Below are 17,388 nucleotides of genomic sequence, written 5' to 3'. Positions count from 1 at the left end.
CGGGCCGGCGACGTGCTCCGCCTGTTCACGGCGTCAGGGGCACACCGGTCGGTACTCCGCTTCTGATACGTACTGGGACCATTCGGCGCGGGTGAAGGAGCGGGCGGGAATCGCGCACACGGCTGCGAACAGGTCGTCGGGCATGCCGACCTCCCACAGTCGTGCCGTGCCGTCTTCGCCGCTGCTGGCGAGCAGCTGTCCGTCCGGGCTGAAGGCGAGCGAGGCCATCGTGTCGGCGTGGCCGGGAAGGGGGACGCCGATGGGGGCGCTGGTCACGGTGTCCCACAGGCGCACAGTGCCGTCGTCGCCGCTGGTGGCGAGGGTCCGTCCGTCGCGGCTGAAGACGAGTGAGGTGATCGCGTCGGTGTGGCCGACGAAAGGCGCGCCGATGACGGCGTGCTGCTCGATGCTCCATAACCGCACGGTGCCGTCGTCGCTGCCGGTGGCCAAGGTCCGTCCGTCAGGGTGGAAGGCGACGGAGATGATCCGGCCGGTGCGGCCCGCGAACGGGGCGCCGATGGGCGTGCGAGCCTTGACCCGCCATAGCCGCACAGTGCCCGCCTTGCTGACGCTGGCCAGGATCCGGCCGTCCAAACTCAGGACGGCCCAGTTGTTCCGTTCGTGGAGGTCGACGAGCGGGGCGCCGAGGGGTTCGGCGGTCCGGGTGTCCCACCACTGTGCGCTGCCGTCCTTGCCGCCGGTGGCCACGATCCGCCCGTCGGAGCTGAAGGCGACCGAGGTGGCCAGGAAGGTGTGCCCGCTGAGTGGCGCGCCGATGAGCTCGCCGGTCCTTGTGACCCATAGTCGTGCCGTGCCATCGGCACTGCTGGTGGCCAGGGTCCGGCCGTCGGGACTGAAGACGGTCGAGGTGATCTGGTCGGTGTGGCCGGTGAGCGGCGTACCGATGGGTGCGCGGGTCACCGCGTCCCACAACCGCACGACGCCGTTCAGGTCACCGGTGGCCAGGATCTGTCCGTCGGGGCTGAACCCGGCAGAGGTGACCCGGCCGGGGTGGCCGGCGCCGGCGGTCCCGACGGAGGTGCGGAGTCTGATGTCCCACAACCGCACGGTGTCGTCCGCGTCGGTGGTGGCCAGGGCCTGTCCGTCGGGGCTGAAGGCCACCGAGGTGATCGGGGAGGTGTGGCGGGAGAGTGGCGTGCCCATGAGTGTGCGGGTCGCCGCGTCCCATAACCGCACGGTGCCGTCGCCGCCCCCGATGGCGAGGATCGCCGGCCCTTTGGGGCTGAAGACGGCTGAGAGATCGCCACCGGGATGGTCGGGGAGAGCGATCTCGATCGGCGCGCGAGTCGCGACGTGCCACAATCGCACCACACCGTCCGGGCCGCCGGCGGCCAGCATCTGCCCGTCAGGGCTGTAGGACAGACCGGAGACGGCCTTGGTGTGACCGGTGAGCGGAGCGCCGAGGGGAGTCCGCGCCGCGATGTCCCACAACCGCACGGCGCCGTCGTGGCCGCCGGTGGTCAGGGTCCGTCCGTCGGGGCTGAAGGCGAGGGCCGTGACGGCGTTTCGGTGCGCGGTGAGCGGGTCACCGAGGGGAGTGCGTGTCGCGGCGTTCCATAACCGCACGGTGCCGTCGTGGCCGGCGGTGGCCAAGATCCGTCCGTCGGGGCTGAAGGCGAGGGCGGTGACGGCACTCTGGTGAGCGGTGAGCGGGCCGCTGAGGGGAGCGCGCGTGGTGACGTCCCACAGCCGGACGGTGCGGTCGTCTCCGATGGCCAGCGTGCGCCGGTCGGGGCTGAAGGCGGCCGAGGAGACCCAGCCGGTGTAGCCGGGGAGAGGGGTGTCGATCGGCCGTCGCGTCTTGGTGTCCCACAGTCGCGCCAGGCCGTCGCCGATGGTGGCCAGGGTCCGCCCGTCGGGGCCGTAGGCCACCGCGGTGATCGGGCCGGACGGGGCGGCGAGCACGGCGCGTTGCGGGCGGCTGAGGACGTTGAGCATGGCGGCGCGGGCCTCGGGCGTGGGGCTGATCCGCCAGGCCGTCGCCGCCATCAGCGCGGGCAGTGCCGGGTCGCCGCCGGTGAGCAGTTCGCTTCGGGCGGCCAGCCGGCGCGACAGCGCCACATCGCGCTGGGCGCTGATGTCGCGCTGAGCCTTGATGGCGATGCCCGCCGCGGTCAGCGCTATGACGAGCAGCACGGCCAGGGCGGCCGTCACGGTGCGGCGCAGCACGGTGGCGCGCCTGCTCGCGGTGACGGCGGCGTCGAGGAACCCTCGCACGCTGTCCGGCAGGCCGGGGTAGCGGTCGGGGTTGGCCTGCCAATGCGGCCGGGCGTCCAGGACCGCGGTCAGACGCTCACCGCGGTACAGGAACGACGCGCGGCGCTGGTTGCGCGCCCAGTCATCGGCGTCCTCCAGCAACCGGTGGTACAGGGCCTGGTCGGCGGGGTCCTGCTGGAGCCACCCTTGCAGCCGCGGCCAGGCGTGCAGCAGGGAGTCATGGGTGATCTCAGCGGTCTGTTCGCCCACCACGATGAGGCGTTGCGCGGCGAACGCCTCCACCACCTGCTCGATGTCCGCCGGGTCGACGCCACCGTGCCGCTCGGCCGGGCGACCGGCGGCGGCCGGCGGAAGGGCCCCAGGATGGGTGGCGGGCTGACGCTGGTAGGGCATGGGACGGCGGACGGCCCGTCCGTCGGCGGTGAGCTTGGTCAGCCGGTGGAACACCTGCCGGGCGACGGGCTGCAGGCGGGCGGGCAGCGCGGCGTAGACGGTCTCCGCACTGGTCTGGACGGCGTGTGCGACCCCGCCCGACAGCCCGTAGCTGCGGCTGGTCAGCTTGTCCCCTTCGCGATGCTTCCAGGTGACCCGCATCGCCTCCGAAAGCAACGGCAGCGCGCCCACCTCGTATCGGCCCTCGGCCGAGCAGGCCGGCAGATCCCCCAGGATGGTGTCCACCAGCGCCGGGGAGATCAGCACCCCCGCCCGCTCGGCGGGACCGGTGAGAGCCAGGCGCAGCTCCGGTTCGCTCATCGGGCCGACCAGGAACAACCCGTCCCGCACCGCGTCGGCGAGCTGCGGGTAGCTCGCGCACTCGGCCAAGAAGTCGCTGCGCACCACCACGATCACCAAGGCGGCCGGCTCGCCGTCCGGCCCGCACGGCCGCGTCGCCGCCGCGTGCAGCGCCGCGATGAAATCCGCCCGCTGCCCCTCGGCCCAGCCCGCGCCGCCGGCCTCGGCCTCCTCGGGCAGGGTGAAGACACGCTCGAACGGGTCCACCACCAGCACCAGCCGGTCGCCACTGCTGGTGGCCGGCACACCCGCCGAGGCCCGGGCACGGGTGACCACCACATCACGCACCACGGTGTGCGCCTGCTGCGGCGCGGTCCGCAGCTCCTGGCGGATCGCGGCCGGGTCGGTGCCGGCCAGGGCGGCCAGCACCCGCGCCAGCTCGTCACACGGCGTCGCGGTCGGATGCACCACCGCCACCGGCCACCCGGCCGACTCGGCGCTCAGCTCCCCGCCGGCCAGGGCCGGTAACAGCCCCGCGTGTACCAGCGAGGACTTGCCCGCCCCCGACGCTCCGGCCACCACGAGGATCCCCGGGCGGTCCAGCCGGGCGGCCAGCGCGTCGACGAGCTGCGCGGTCAGCCTCTCTCGCCCGAAGAACACCTGCGCCTGATCCTGCTCGAACGCCGCCAGCCCCGGGTAAGGACACCCCCCGGCCCACTGGTGGACCGCCTCGGCGGCCTCAGCGGCTTCCCGGTCGGCCTCGGCGACGGCCTCGATCACCTCAGCGGGCTCAGCGGCGGCCCCCTTCGCCCCGGCCGATACGACCGCCACCGGATCAGGCGGGGACGACCGGGCCTCGCGCAGCCACCGCCGCCACTGCTCCTCGTCGAGCAGCCCCGCGCTCACCTGCCCAGGCGGCACCCGCCGGCCCCGGCAGTGCTCCACGAGCACCCGGACCATCACCAGGAACGCCGCCTCCGACTCAGGCAGATGGCGACCGCGTTTCCAGTCGCTGATGCGCGGCCCGCTCACCGGCCGTCCCCGCCCGGCGGGCCGCCGCCGGTTCACCTCACCGACCAGGCTCTTCACCGGCACATCGGCGGTCAACTCCAGCAGCTCGGTCAGCCGCACGGCGAACAACCGCCTCGGCGTCAGCTCCGCCTCACCCATCCTCGCCCCCGAACATAGGCCCCGCCTTTCGGACCGAACCGGTCCGAAAAACCTGTGCCAAAGCTCTCACCAGCGAAAACGCTCAGACCGGCATTCGGCCGAGCCGCACCGGCCCAGCGCCTCTGCGTCAATCGACGCGACATCGGCACCAAGCGGTCCCCGCCGAGCGTAGTAGGCGAGAAGATCGCTGACGACCTGACGAAGGGGGCACACGCGAATAAACGGATCGGTCCACCTGGAACTACTACAGCTTCGAGGCCTGGAACACGTGTCAGCGCCATCAAGGGGGCGCGCTGATTACGTGTGGACGTGGCCAGGAGGCCGCCGCCGACTCGCCCACTTTGTAGTCGGTGGACTACAGCCCGCAGAATCCATCCAACTGGTTCAACGGAGAACCTGCGATCACATGGACGGGGGCTGCTGTATTCAGTTCATCAGCAGTGACATAAGGGCCGGGCGCACCCCCGGCCCTTATGTCATTCCACCCGAGCGTCCCAGCCGGCGCCGAGGGCGGGAGGTTCAGAGGGTTTTGGTGAGTCCTCCGTCGATGACGAAGTCGGTGCCGGTGACGTTGCCCGCCCGGTCGCTGGACAGAAGCAGTACCAGGTCGGCGATCTCGTGCGGATGGGTGAACCTGCCCGTCTCGGCCTGGGCGGCGGCCTGCTCGGCCACCGCTTGCGGGTCGGTCCCGTTCGCGCGGGCGACGGTCGCGGCGACGCCTTCGTCTCCCAGCCACAGGTCTGTGGTGACCGGGCCGGGGCTGACGGTGTTGACCCGGATGCCGTGCGCCCCGACCTCCTTCGACAGGGCTTTGGAGAAGTTGGTGAGAGCGGCTTTGGCGGCGCTGTAGTCGATCACGGTATGGTCGGGCAGGAAGGCGTTGACGGAACTGATCGTGACGATGTTGCCGTGCCCGGCCGCGATCATGGCCGGCAGCGCCGCGCGGGTGGTGCGGATCGCCGCCATCAGGTTGAGCGTCAGGCTGTGCAGCCACTGCTCGTCGGTGATGTCGAGGAACCCGGTAAGGCGCGGTGCGACCGCGCCGACGTTGTTGACCAGGATGTCGAGGCGTCCGTGCTCCAGCGCGGTGGTGATGAGGCGGGCCGGGCCCGCGGCGGTGGCGAGATCGACCTCGACCGCCCGCACGCTTCCCTTTCCACCCAGTTCTTTCAGCTCGGGGGTGCTTCGGCGTGATCCGGCGACGACGTGGGCTCCCTCCTCGACCAGGGCCCGGGTGATGGCCAGTCCGATTCCCTTGCTGGCGCCGGTCACCACCGCGACCTTGCCCTGCAGTCCCAAGTCCATGGCATCCCTTTCTGCGGCACGGTCCGCGGCGTTGACCGGTGGGCGGTCGACGCCGCGGACGGCTCTCAGTTCGTCTGAAGGTCGTTCTTGGCGAGCCAGGCCAGGCAGGCGTCGGCGACCTCACGCCAGCCGTGATCGATGGTCAGGGAGTGGCCGCGGTCGGGGAACTCCTGGAAGTCGGTGATCGCGGTGGAGCCCCGGTACTGCTTGAGGGTCGCCTTGGTGACGGTCTCGGGGACGGTGTGATCCTTGCCGCCGGCGATGAGGAGCAGCGGTCCCCGGGCGTTGTTGCCGGTGTCGACCTTGGCGGGCGAGTGGGGGGAGAAGTTGGCGGCGGCGGCCTCGAACAACGGCTTGCCCGGCCCGGGGATGGTCCAGCGTTCGTACAGTTCGGCGGCCTCCTCAGCCGGGATGGCGTTGCCGAACGAGTAGGTGAACTGGTCGAGGGTGAGGGAGACGGCCCGGTGCTTGTTGGCCGGGTTCCTGAACACCGGCAGGGCCGTGCGCAGCGCCGACAGCGGCAGCGGCAGCACCCCCTTGATCTGTGCGGCGTCGATCGCGATGGCGGCCCTGGCCAGGTCCTGCCCGAGCAGCTTCTCGGCGATCATGCCGCCGAAGGAGTGGCCGATCAGGATCGGCTTGACCTCCAGAGCCTCGATGATCTTCGTGTAGTGGGCGACGACGTCGTCGATGCCGTGGTCGGCGATGCTGTCGGGGTTCTGCCTGGACAGTTCGACGCTCTCGCTGTCGCCCGGCCAGCCGGGGGCCGTCGCCTCGTAGCCGGCGGCCGTGAACAGCTCGGTCCAGGAGGACCAAGAAGTGGCGTGCAGCCACAGGCCGTGGATGAAGATGACGGGAATGGGCGGTGGGGTCATCGGTCGCTCCTTGGGAACACGGCTGTCATTGCGAAAGGGTGTGCTTGACCGCCTGGGTCGCGGCGGCGGCGGTGCGGATGTGGGCGGCCACGGCCGCCGGCTGCGACAGCGCGATCGCGTGGGAGGCGTCGACCTCGATGGTGTCGGCCCCGGCGCGCTGGGCCATGAAGCGCTGTGCGGCGGGATCGATCGCCCGGTCGGCGGTCGCCACGACGTACCAGGACGGCAGCGTCCTCCAGCTCGCGGTGGGAGAGGTCTCCTCGAACGCCACCGCCGCGATGGGGCGCTGCGCGACGGCCGCCACCGAGGTGACGCGCCTGGGCAGGTCGGCGGCGAACACGGCGGGGAACCGGTCGTCCTTGAGGTACAGCTCCACGGCCTCCTGTCCGTCGCCTGTGCGGAAGACGGCCGGCCGCAGCGCCGGGCCCAGCAGGCTGTCGGAGAAGCGGGTCGTGATGTCCAGCACGCTCTCCCCGGCCTCCAGGGCGAAAGCGGTCACGTAGACCAGCCCGACCACGTTGCCCGGCTGGTCCGCGGCCCGGGTGATGACCACGCCGCCGTAGGAGTGGCCCACCAGCAGGACCGGACCGTCGATCGCGGCGACGACGCCGGCGAGATAGGCGGCGTCGACGGCCGGTCCGCGCAGCGGGTTGGCCACCGCGATCACGGGGATCCCGAAATCCTGCAGCTCGGCGATCACGCCCGCCCAGCTCGACGCGTCCGCGAAGGCGCCGTGGACCAGCACTACCGTCGGCGTGCTGCCGTTCTTGAAGGAGCTTGCTGTGGTCATGGCCTGACCGTAGGACGCCTTCCGCGTGCCCCGCGAGCGTCACATGACTGTGTCACCGAGCGTCACCCGGGCGACGCGGTCGAGTCAGGCTGACACGCGCAGGGCCGCGCTCAACGCCGAGCGCGAGGTGATGCCCAGCTTGGGGAAGATCCGGTAGAGGTGGGAGCTGACGGTCCGGTGAGACAGATAGAGCTTCTCGCCGATCTCCCGGTTCGTCAGGCCGTCGGCCGCCATCTGGGCGATCTGGAGTTCCTGCGCGGTCAGCACGTCGCGTGCCTCACTGCTGCGCATGGAGCTGCTCTCGCCGGAGGCCCGCAGCTCCTGGCGCGCTCGCTCGCTCCAGGGGATCGCCCCCAGGGCGTCGAACGTCTCCCGTGCCATGCGCAGCGGCGCCCTCGACTCGGCCGTACGCCGCTGGCGGCGCAGCCATTCACCGTACGCGAGCTGCGCCCGAGCCCGGACGAAGGGCCACCGCCGCAGGTCGGCCTGGAGCGCGGCATCGAAGAGCGGCTCCGCCGCCGCCCCGTCGGCCAGGACGGCACGGGCGTAGCGCAGGTCGGCGTGCAAGGACGGCGACGGCGTGATGAGCGCCACCGCCTCCAGTTCCCCGACGATGCCGGCGATCGCGCGGCTCTGCCCGCTGTGCGCCGCGGCGTCCGCGAGTTCGGCGATGGAGAAGCAGCGCAACGCCAGGTGGAAGGCCGGATCGGCGGGGTCGTGCATGCGCCGCAGATGGTCGAAGGCGTCGGCGTAACGTCCCTCGCCCAGCGCGGCCAGCCCACGCGCGAGCTGCACCGTGGCCAGCACGGGGCGGCCCCCGATGGGCAGGGCCACCTGCTCGGCCGCCACGGCGAGGACCTCCACACGGTCCTGTTCGCCGCGGAGCGCGGCGAGCACCGCGCCCGACGCCTGGCCGATGGCGTGCATCAGCGGCTGGGATGTCTCGTGCGCCAGACGAACGGCCTCCTCCGCCGCGGGGATGGCCACGCTCAGGTCCGCCAGCCGGGCCGCGCTCCACGCCTGTGCCCCGAGGTCCCGCGCCAGGAGGCTGAGCCTGCCCTGCGCGCGCAGGGCGGGCAGGGACGCGGCGCAGAATTCCGCCGCCAGGTCGAACGCCCCCACCATCAACGCCGAACTGCCGAGCAGGCGAGCCGCCACCCCGCCGCCGGCCGGGTGGGCGGCCAGATGGCGCAACCGCTCGATCACGACCTTGCCGCGCTCGATCGGAGCCGCGAACGCCAGGATCGTCAGCAGCCGCCCGTCCAGGTCGTCGACGGGCAGGCCCTCGGCCACGGCGACGACGCGCTGCCGCGACCGTTCGTCGGCATGAGCCCAGAAACAGCGCAAGGACGCGCTGGACAGCAGTTTCAGCGCGAGGTCGACGTCCCCCTGCGCCGCCATGCTCTCGGCGAGATCGGCCAGTGAGTGCGCCGCCGCGCTGTCGTCCCGGATGCCGTCCTCGAAGTTCTCGCGGATCCACACGATGCGGGCCCGCTGGCTGGCCGACAGCCGCAGCCGCTCGCCTTCGCCCAGCAGCCGGACGACGATGTCGCGCCGTCCCATCTCGGCCGCGTACTCGGCGGCCCGCACCAGCCGCTCACACCGGTGGACGGGGTTCTCGCTGAGCCTGACCGCGTGCTCCAGCGCCGCGACGGCCGACAGCAGGTCGCCCCGGCGCCGCGCGCTCTGGGCCGTGGCCTCCAGCTCGGCGGCGATGCCCTCGTCCGGCCTGGAGGTGGCCGCCGCGCGGTGCCAGAGGCGGCGGTCCGGCCGGCCGGTGAGGACGTCGGCCAGGGCGGCGTGCACCGCGTGCCTCTGGGAGATGCTGGCCCCCTGGTAGATCGCCGAGCGCATGAGCGGGTGCCGGAACGACACTCCGGCCTCGCGCACGTCGACCAGCCGTACGGTGACGGCGGGCGCCAGATCGTCCGCCGTGACCGGTACACCGGTGATCAGCGCGGTGGCTTCGAGGATCTCGGCAAGGTCGGTGCTGTCGTTGAGCGCGGCCACCAGCAGCGTGGTGCGGAGGGCCGACGGCAGCCCCGAGATGCGGGCGGTGAAGGTCTGTTCCAGCCGGGTGGTCAGCGGGAGCCACCCCGGTGGCAGGGGCCCCTTCCCCTCCCGGGTGTCCGTGGCGATCGGCAGCTCCACGAGGGCCAGGGGGTTTCCCGCGGCCTCCCGCAGCAACCGTGTGCGCACCGCCGGCGTCAGGGCGGGGCTGCAGGCGTCCAGCAGGGCGGTCGCGGCGGTGTCGTCGAGCCGATCGAGGAGCAACTCCTGCAGCCCGGCTCCGTCGAGGGGACTCGGGAAACCGTCGCGCAGCGCGGCCAGCAGCACGATCGGCTCGAAGTCCAGCCGCCGCGCGACGAACGCGAGCACGTCGGCGCTGGCGCGGTCCAGCCAGTGGGCGTCCTCGAGCAGGAGCAGGACGGGGGAGCGGGCCGCGGCTTCGCCCAGCAGGTTCAGCGCCGCCAGGGCGATGAGGAACGGGTCGGGCACCCGGGCGTCGGTCAGGCCGAACGCCGCTCCCAGCGCGTCGCGCTGCGGGGCGGGCAGTTCCCCGATCTCGGCACGAAGCGGAAGCAGCACCTGATGCAGACCGGCGAAGGGCATGTGCGTCTCTGACTCCACACCGGCGGTCCGCAGGACGCGCATGCCTCGGGCGGCCGCGACCGCCGCCGTGTCCAGCAACAGGGCGGACTTCCCGATGCCCGCCTCGCCGCGGACCAGCATCGCCCCGCCGCCCCCGCGGACGCCCGCCACGAACTCGCCGAGACGCCGCTGTTCGGACTCTCGTCCGAATAGTTCTCTCACTGGCTGGTTTTCCGGCATCTACAGCTATGGTCGCTTGCTCTCGGGATCCCGTCCAGCGAACGCGGCCTCTGGGGGAGCGGATCGGAGAGCCGATATTACCGTAACGTCCGTCGACAGATCGCCTGTGACCAGGCCGGTCCCGCGTCTGCCGCGTTCCGGACCTGGCCGCCCCGACCCACGTGGTGGGCGTGCCGGCTGGGCCGGGGGTCTATGGCCGGTCGCCGGTGTACTCGCGGAGGTGGACGGCGGTGAGGGTGTGGGCCTTGGCCAGCAGGTCGGCGGGCGGGCCGGAGAAGACGACCTGGCCGCCGTCGTGGCCGGCGCCGGGGCCGAGGTCGATGATCCAGTCGGCGTGGGCCATGACGGCCTGGTGGTGCTCGATGACGATGACGGTGTTGCCGTCGTCGACCAGGCGGTCGAGCAGGGCGAGGAGCTGGTCGACGTCGGCCAGGTGCAGGCCGGTGGTGGGTTCGTCCAGGACGTAGGTCGTGCCGTTCTTCGCCATGTGGATGGCGAGTTTGAGCCGCTGGCGCTCGCCGCCGGACAGGGTGGTGAGCGGCTGGCCGAGGCCGAGGTAGCCGAGGCCCACGGCCGCCAGGCGGTCGAGCACCACCCGCGCCTGCCCGGAGGGGAAGAACTCGCGGGCCTCGGCGACCGTCATGGCCAGGACCTCGCTGATGTCCTTGCCGCGCAGGTGGTACGACAGCACCTCGGGGGTGAAGCGCTTGCCCTCGCACCGCTCGCACACCGAGGCGACCTCGGCCATCATCATCAGGTCGGTGTAGATCAGGCCGATGCCCTTGCACGCCGGGCAGGCGCCCTCGGAGTTGGCGCTGAACAGGCCGGGCTTGACGCCGTTGGCCTTGGCGAACGCCGTCCTGATCGGGTCGAGCACCCCGGTGTAGGTGGCCGGGTTGCTGCGGCGCGAGCCGCGGATCGGCGACTGGTCGGCGACCACGACGCCCTCGCGCCCGGCGACGTACCCGTGGATGAGCGAGCTCTTGCCCGACCCGGCGACGCCGGTGACGACGGTGAGCACGCCGAGGGGGATGTCGACGCTGACGTCGCGCAGGTTGTGCAGGCGGGCGCCGCTGACCGGCAGCCACCCGGCGGGGGTGCGGACCTTCTCGCGCAGCTCGACCTTGTGGTCGAGGTAGCGGCCGGTGAGCGTGCCGGACGCGCGCAGCCCGGGCAGGTCGCCCGCGTAGCACACCTCGCCGCCCGCCGACCCGGCCCCGGGCCCGAGGTCGACCACGTGGTCGGCGACCGCGATGGTCTCGGGCTTGTGCTCGACCACCAGCACGGTGTTGCCCTTGTCGCGCAGCCGCACCAGCAGGTCGTTCATCCGCTGGATGTCGTGCGGGTGCAGCCCCGCCGTCGGCTCGTCGAAGACGTAGGTGACGTCGCTCAGGCTGGAGCTCAGATGGCGCACCATCTTCACCCGCTGGGCCTCGCCGCCGGACAGGGTGGAGGACTCGCGGTCGAGGCTGAGATACCCCAGGCCGATCTCGACCAGGGAGTCGAGGGTCTCGGCGAGGGTGTCGAGCATTGGGCCCACCGACCGGTCGCCGATGGCCCGCACGAACTCGGCCAGGTCGCTGATCTGCATCGCCGAGCACTCGGTGATGGTGCGGCCGTCGACGACCGCCGAGCGGGCGGCCTCGTTCAGCCGGGCGCCGCCGCAGGCCGGGCAGCCGACCAGCTTGACCGCGCGGTCGGCGAACGCGCGCGCCTGCGCCTGCATCGACTCGCGGTCCTTCGACAGATAGAGCCGCCTGACCTTGGGGATCAGGCCCTCGAAGGTGACGTTGTGCGTGCCCATCTTCACCTTGGTGGCGGGCTTGTGCAGGAAGTCCTCCCACTGGGCGGAGGTGTAGTCCTTCAGCCTGACGGCCGGGTCGAACAGGCCGGACTGGGCCATGAGCTGCCAGTACCAGGTGCCCACCCCGAAGCCGGGCACCTTCACCGCGCCGTCGTCCAGCGACAGCTCGACGTCCACCAGTTCGGCGACGTCGATGTCGGACACCTTGCCGAGGCCCTCGCACTCGGGGCACATGCCCTCGGCGCGGTTGAAGCTGAACGCCGACGGCGGGCCGACGTGCGGGGTGCCCAGGCGGCTGAACAGGACGCGCAGCATGGTGTGGGCGTCGGTGGCCGTGCCCACCGTCGAGCGGGCGTTGCCGCCCATGCGCTCCTGGTCGACGATGATCGACGCGCTCAGGTTGCGCAGCGCGTCGACGTCCGGACGGGCGCGGCTCGGCATGAAGTTCTGCACGAACGCCGTGTAGGTCTCGTCGATCAGCCGCCGGGACTCGGCGGCGATGGTGTCGAACACCAGTGAGGACTTGCCGGAGCCGGAGACTCCGGTGAAGACGGTGAGCCGCCGCTTGGGGATGTCGAGGGAGACGCCCTTGAGGTTGTTCTCGCGGGCGCCGCGCACCTGGATGAGGTCGTGACCGTCCGCCGCGGCGTGGTCGCCTTCGCGGAGCGGTTCGTCGTTCCGGACGTGGTCTGCCTGCTGGCTGGAGATCAACGGGACCTTCCATGGTCGACGGAGAGGTGAGGGAGGGAGGGGGCCGAGGATGGGGATGGGGACCGACAGAACCGGTCCGCTCGTCCCGCCGGTCCCCGGACGGACGGAGAGGCACGACGGGACGGGACAGTTAATAGCGTACAACGTACGGAGCGCGAAGGGGGACGTGGTCACAGGGGGCGTTGCATGGCCTTGGCGCGGCGGGCGGCGACCGCCGACCCGGACTCGCGGCGGGCCATCCGGCGCAGCACCGCCGGCGCGACGACGAAACCGAGCAGCGCCCAGGCGCCGAGGACGCCCGCCGTCTCCAGGTGCCGCCAGGACTCGCCCACCTCGGCGGCGGCCAGCGCGTCCGGCAGCAGCGCCGAGCGCAGGCCGAGCCCGAGCCAGTAGACGGGGAAGACCTGGGCCACCAGTTGCAGCCACCCGGGCAACGCGGTGAGCGGGTAGAACACCCCCGAGACCGCCATCAGCGCCATCAGCGGAAGCGTGATGACGCCCATGGCCTGCGCGCTCTCGAACAGCGAGCCGAGCACCGCGCCGATCGGCAGCACCGCCACCAGGCCGATCGCCAGCACCCAGGTCAGCGTCAGCCAGGACGACGCGTCGCCCAGCCGCAGCCCGTCGAACAGGAACGCCGCGGGGACCAGCGGGACGAGCGCGCCCGCCACCGCCATGCCGGCCCGGCTGAGCACCTTGCCGGTCAGGTAGCCGATCATGCCGTTCGGCGTGGCCTTCGCGCGCAGCAGGGTGCCGTCCTCGCGGTCCATGGTGAGCGTCATGGCCAGCGCCATCATCCCGTTGAGCACGACGTTCAGGCCGAGGACGCCGGGGATGGACTGCGATCCGAGGGAGAAGCCGGTGCCGGGCACCGTGCTGTGCCGCAGCAGGTACATCACGACCAGGGCGATGGCGGGCAGGAACAGCGCCCCCCACACGTCCTGCGCGCTCGTCGCGCTCTGCCGGAACTCGACGCGGGCACGGTGCAGGCCGGCTCGGAACGCGGCCATCCGCGCGCCGCCACGGCCGCCGGGCGAGCGGCCGTCGCGACCCGGCTCCGGAGGAGACGAGGCAGGGGAGGCGGTGGCAGCGGAGGCGGAAGGCGGGGAAGCGGCGCGGCCGGGTTCCGGGCGGGAGGACGCCGGCGGGGCCGTGGGATCGGGGGTGGTGGCGGAGGCCGGGGGAGTGGCGTCGCGGGAGGAGTCAGGAGTGGTCACGCGGGCACCTCCGCCAGCCGGTCCGGCACCTCGGCGTGACCGGCGGACTCGAAGTCGCGCACCATCGCCAGGTACACCTCCTCCAGGCGCGTCCTGCGCACCTCCAGATCGACGATCGCGTCGCCGTGCCGTTCGAACAGCCCGCGCACGCACCCCGCGGCGTCCTCTGCCGAGGTCGTGTGCCACTCGCCGTCCAGGCTGTAGCGCACCTCGGCCCTGCCGGAGACGCGCCGGGACAGCTCGGCGGGGCCGCCGTCGGCGATGATCACGCCGCCCACGAGGATCAGAATGCGGTCGGCGAGCCTCTCGGCCTCGTCCAGGTCGTGTGTCGTGAGCAGGATCGTCGTGTCCTCCAGGTCGGCCAGCCGCCGCACCAGCTCGTGGAAGTCCTGCCGCGCCTGCGGGTCGAAGCCGACGGTGGGCTCGTCGAGGAACAGCAGCTCCGGCCGTCCGACCAGGCCGATCGCCACGTCGAGCCTGCGCCGCTGCCCGCCGGAGAGCCGGCCGACGGCCGCGTCCGCCTGCCCTGCCAGCCCCACCAGGCCGATCAGCTCGTCCGGGTCGTACGGCCGCCGGCGCTCCGCCGTGCCGTAGGGGACGTAGTAGCGGCCGAGCTGGTCGAGCAGCTCGCGCACCCGCCACCGGCCGTGGTCGCGCCAGGACTGCAGCACGATGCCGAGCCGCGCCCGCCACGCCTCGTCCCCGTCGCCTGGATCGGTGCCGAGGACGCGCACCTCGCCCGCGGACCGCCGGCGGAACCCTTCCAGGATCTCGATGGTCGTCGTCTTCCCGGCGCCGTTCGGCCCGAGCAGGGCCACGACCTCGCCGCGCCGCACACGCAGATCCACCCCGCGCAGCACGTCGGTGGAGCCGTACCGCATCCTGAGATCACGCGTCTCTATCGCCGGCTCTTCCGGCCTTTCTTCGTCGTTGTCACCCGGATTCATACCTTCAATTTTCTCATTGAAGTACCCTCTTGAGACTTTGCCGCAGGCCTCGGCGGACTTGCTGGGAGTCAGGGCGGATAACCTTCAACTCCACGGTGAACCCTGTCGAGGAAGGACGACCGGTGGGCGGAGCGAGAGAGGCGGGGCTGCGGCCCGTCGACCTCGCACGGCTGGCGGGCATCTCCCCCCAGCAGGTGCGCAACTACGCCGACCACGGCATCCTGCCGCCTGCGCCGCGCTCGCCCGCCGGCTATCGCAGGTTCGGCGAGGAGCATCGGGCGGCCCTGCTCACCTACCGGGCGCTGGCCCCCGGGTACGGCTGGAATTCCGCGCGGGAGATCATGCAGGCCGAGCACGCCGGGGACCGCGCCGGTGCGCTCGCGCTCGTGGACGCCTGCCACGCGGCCCTGTACGAACAGCGCCTCTCACTGCGCGCGACGGCGCAGGCCCTGGAAGCGGTCGCCGGACAGCCCCCGGACCAGACCCCCGACCAGCACCCGCGTCAGGTTCCGGAGACGTCCGGGCGGTCGCGGACGGGCATGCGCGTCGGCGAGGTGGCCGCGCTCCTGGGCGTGCGCACCTCCGCGCTGCGCCTGTGGGAGTCGGCCGGCCTGCTGACCCCGGCGCGCCGGCCCGGCAACCGGTATCGCACTTTCGGCCCGGCCGACCTCAGGGACGCGCGCATGGTCCACCTGCTGCGGCAGGGCCGCTATCCGCTGCCCCAGATCAAAGAGATCATCGACGGCCTGCGCCGCACGGGCAGCATCGACGCGCTCCGCGCGGCCGTCGCCCGGCGCGACGAGGAACTGACCCGGCGCGCGGCGGCCATGCTGGAAGGCTCCAGCCACCTCCACCACTACTTCTCCGCACACCGCTCACCGGCCGGGCGATAGCCGCAGTCCGGGGGAGGGGTCAGGCGTGTTCGGTGGTGAGGAGGTGGCGTAGGCCGAGCATGTCGATGGCGCGTTCGCGCATCTCGACCTTGCGCACCTTGCCGCTGATCGTCATCGGGTAGGAGTCCACGACCTGCACGTAGCGGGGGATCTTGAAATGGGCCAGCTTGCCGGCGCAGAACGCCCGCACCGACTCGGCGGTCAGCGGCTCGGCGCCCGGCCGCATGCGCAGGCACGCCATCAGCTCCTCGCCGTACCGCTCGTCCGGCACCCCGATGACCTGGGCGTCCAGGATGTCGGGGTGGGTGTACAGGAACTCCTCCACCTCGCGGGGGTAGACGTTCTCCCCGCCCCTGATCACCATGTCCTTGATCCGCCCGGTGATGCTGAGGTAGCCGTCCTCGTCCATGATCCCGATGTCCCCGGTGTGCATCCAGCCCTCGGCGTCGACGGCCTCGGCCGTCTTGTCCGGCTGCCGCCAGTAGCCGAGCATCACCGAGTACCCGCGGGTGCACACCTCGCCGGGGACGCCGCGCGCGACGAGCGCGCCCGTCTCGGGGTCGGCGACCTTGACCTCCAGGTGCGGGCCGACCCGGCCGACGGTGGACACGCGGCGTTCGAGTGAGTCGTCCGGACGGGTCTGGGTGGCCACCGGGGAGGTCTCGGTCATCCCGTAGCAGATGGTGACCTCGGCCATGCCCATGCGCTCGACGACCTGCCGCATGATCTCCACTGGGCACGGCGAGCCGGACATGATGCCGGTGCGCAGCGACGACAGGTCGAAGGACGCGAAGTCGGGGTCGGCCAGCTCGGAGATGAACATCGTCGGGACGCCGTACAGCGACGTGCAGCGCTCGTCCCGCACGGCCTCCAGCGTGGCACGGGCGTCGAAGACGGGTGAGGGGATGACGACGCAGGCGCCGTGGCTGATCGCCGCGAGCGTCCCCATCGTCATGCCGAAGCAGTGGTAGAACGGCACCGGCACGCACACGCGGTCGGCGTCGGTGTAGCGGCACAGCTCGCCGACGAAGAAGCCGTTGTTGAGGATGTTGCGGTGCGACAGCGTCGCGCCCTTCGGGAAGCCGGTCGTGCCCGAGGTGTACTGGATGTTGATGGGGTCGTCGGGCGTGAGCGCCGCCGCGGCCTCCGCGAGCGCCCGCCGGTCGCCCCGCCGGCCCGCCGCCATGAGCGACCGCCAGCCGTCCCGGCCGATCAGCACGACGTGCTCCAGCTCCGGGCAGCGCGGCCGCACCTCGGCGATCATGCCGGCGTAGTCGGAGGTCTTGAACCGCTCCGCGGCCACCAGGGCGCGTACCCCGGCCTGTTGGAGCACGTACTCGACCTCGTGGGCGCGGTAGGCCGGGTTCACGTTGACCAGGATCAGGCCGATCTTGGCGGCGGCGAACTGGGTCATCGTCCATTCGGCGCAGTTCGGCGCCCAGATGCCGATGCGGTCGCCCTTGACCAGGCCGAGGCCGAGGAGGCCGAGGGCGAGCGCGTCGACCTCCTCGGCCAGGGCCGCGTAGCTCCAGCGGCGGCCGGTCGGCCGGTCGACCAGCGCGTCGCGGTCGCCGTGGGCCGCCACGGCCCGGTCGAAGTTCGCGCCGATGGTCTCGTCGAGCAGTGGTGTCGTGCAGATGCCGGTCGCGAGACTGGGCAGGGAGCCCGCGCTGGAGGCGCCGGGGATCTCGCTTTCCAGGACGGAGGCGGTCATGGTTCTCACTCCTTCGGTTCGCGCGGCCGGTACGGCGCCGATCGCGGCCGGTACGGCGCCGATCGGACGCGTGCGGCGGGGGGGGGCAGGGGGGGGGGGGGGGGGGGGGGGGGGTCGGGGGGGGGGGGGGGGGGCAGGGTAGCCAAGAACCCCTCTGTTC

The 17,388-nt window shown here is 72.2% G+C and carries 10 protein-coding genes; 1 reads left to right on the top strand and 9 read right to left on the bottom strand.

Translation table 11 applies throughout. The features are described from left to right. Nucleotides 1-33: 33 nt before the first annotated feature. The 8 genes from ACZ6QO_RS34840 to ACZ6QO_RS34805 form a co-directional block, all read right to left on the bottom strand. Nucleotides 34-4,140, bottom strand: a complete 4,107-nt coding sequence (locus tag ACZ6QO_RS34840) for an nSTAND1 domain-containing NTPase (protein ID WP_465857267.1) — start codon at nt 4,138-4,140, stop codon at nt 34-36. 519 nt (nt 4,141-4,659) lie between these two features. Then, the gene (locus tag ACZ6QO_RS34835; protein ID WP_465857265.1) at nt 4,660-5,445 is read right to left on the bottom strand and encodes an oxidoreductase; all 786 of its coding nucleotides are present in this window, start codon (nt 5,443-5,445) and stop codon (nt 4,660-4,662) included. A 65-nt stretch (nt 5,446-5,510) separates the two neighbouring features. Continuing rightward, nucleotides 5,511-6,320, bottom strand: coding sequence for an alpha/beta fold hydrolase (locus ACZ6QO_RS34830; RefSeq protein ID WP_465857263.1), 810 nt, complete (start codon nt 6,318-6,320; stop codon nt 5,511-5,513). Nucleotides 6,321-6,345: 25 nt separating this feature from the next. After that, on the bottom strand, nt 6,346-7,110 hold the full coding sequence (locus tag ACZ6QO_RS34825; protein ID WP_465857261.1) for an alpha/beta fold hydrolase: 765 nt from the start codon (nt 7,108-7,110) through the stop codon (nt 6,346-6,348). Nucleotides 7,111-7,194: 84 nt separating this feature from the next. Then, a complete protein-coding gene (locus tag ACZ6QO_RS34820) occupies nt 7,195-9,924 on the bottom strand; it encodes an ATP-binding protein (RefSeq protein ID WP_465857259.1) in 2,730 nt (909 codons plus the stop codon). 208 nt (nt 9,925-10,132) lie between these two features. After that, complete coding sequence (locus ACZ6QO_RS34815) at nt 10,133-12,364, bottom strand: ATP-binding cassette domain-containing protein (protein WP_465857427.1); 2,232 nt, start codon at nt 12,362-12,364, stop codon at nt 10,133-10,135. Between the two features lie 263 nt (nt 12,365-12,627). After that, a complete protein-coding gene (locus ACZ6QO_RS34810; protein WP_465857257.1) occupies nt 12,628-13,467 on the bottom strand; it encodes an ABC transporter permease in 840 nt (279 codons plus the stop codon). 203 nt (nt 13,468-13,670) lie between these two features. Then, on the bottom strand, nt 13,671-14,621 hold the full coding sequence (locus ACZ6QO_RS34805) for an ABC transporter ATP-binding protein (RefSeq protein ID WP_465857255.1): 951 nt from the start codon (nt 14,619-14,621) through the stop codon (nt 13,671-13,673). A 122-nt stretch (nt 14,622-14,743) separates the two neighbouring features. On the opposite strand from ACZ6QO_RS34805, the gene ACZ6QO_RS34800 reads away from it, so the two are divergent. Continuing rightward, nucleotides 14,744-15,514, top strand: coding sequence for a MerR family transcriptional regulator (locus ACZ6QO_RS34800; RefSeq protein WP_465857253.1), 771 nt, complete (start codon nt 14,744-14,746; stop codon nt 15,512-15,514). Nucleotides 15,515-15,533: 19 nt separating this feature from the next. On the opposite strand, the gene ACZ6QO_RS34795 is transcribed toward ACZ6QO_RS34800, so the two are convergent. Continuing rightward, nucleotides 15,534-17,228: an AMP-binding protein gene (locus tag ACZ6QO_RS34795; RefSeq protein ID WP_465857251.1), complete on the bottom strand. Its 1,695-nt coding sequence runs from the start codon at nt 17,226-17,228 to the stop codon at nt 15,534-15,536. Nucleotides 17,229-17,388: the final 160 nt, after the last annotated feature.

This window comes from Sphaerisporangium sp. NPDC049457, assembly GCF_055586705.1.
The sequence above is the reverse complement of the archived record's forward strand: the minus strand, read 5'-3'. Positions and strand labels throughout refer to the sequence as shown.

Bases quoted from the DNA above. Each gene is read 5' to 3' on its own strand.
- ACZ6QO_RS34795 (WP_465857251.1), bottom strand. From the start codon at position 17,228: ATGACCGCCTCCGTCCTGGAAAGCGAGATCCCCGGCGCCTCCAGCGCG.
- ACZ6QO_RS34830 (WP_465857263.1), bottom strand. From the start codon at position 6,320: ATGACCCCACCGCCCATTCCCGTCATCTTCATCCACGGCCTGTGGCTG.
- ACZ6QO_RS34810 (WP_465857257.1), bottom strand. From the start codon at position 13,467: ATGGCCGCGTTCCGAGCCGGCCTGCACCGTGCCCGCGTCGAGTTCCGG.
- ACZ6QO_RS34805 (WP_465857255.1), bottom strand. From the start codon at position 14,621: ATGAATCCGGGTGACAACGACGAAGAAAGGCCGGAAGAGCCGGCGATA.
- ACZ6QO_RS34835 (WP_465857265.1), bottom strand. From the start codon at position 5,445: ATGGACTTGGGACTGCAGGGCAAGGTCGCGGTGGTGACCGGCGCCAGC.
- ACZ6QO_RS34825 (WP_465857261.1), bottom strand. From the start codon at position 7,110: ATGACCACAGCAAGCTCCTTCAAGAACGGCAGCACGCCGACGGTAGTG.
- ACZ6QO_RS34840 (WP_465857267.1), bottom strand. From the start codon at position 4,140: ATGGGTGAGGCGGAGCTGACGCCGAGGCGGTTGTTCGCCGTGCGGCTG.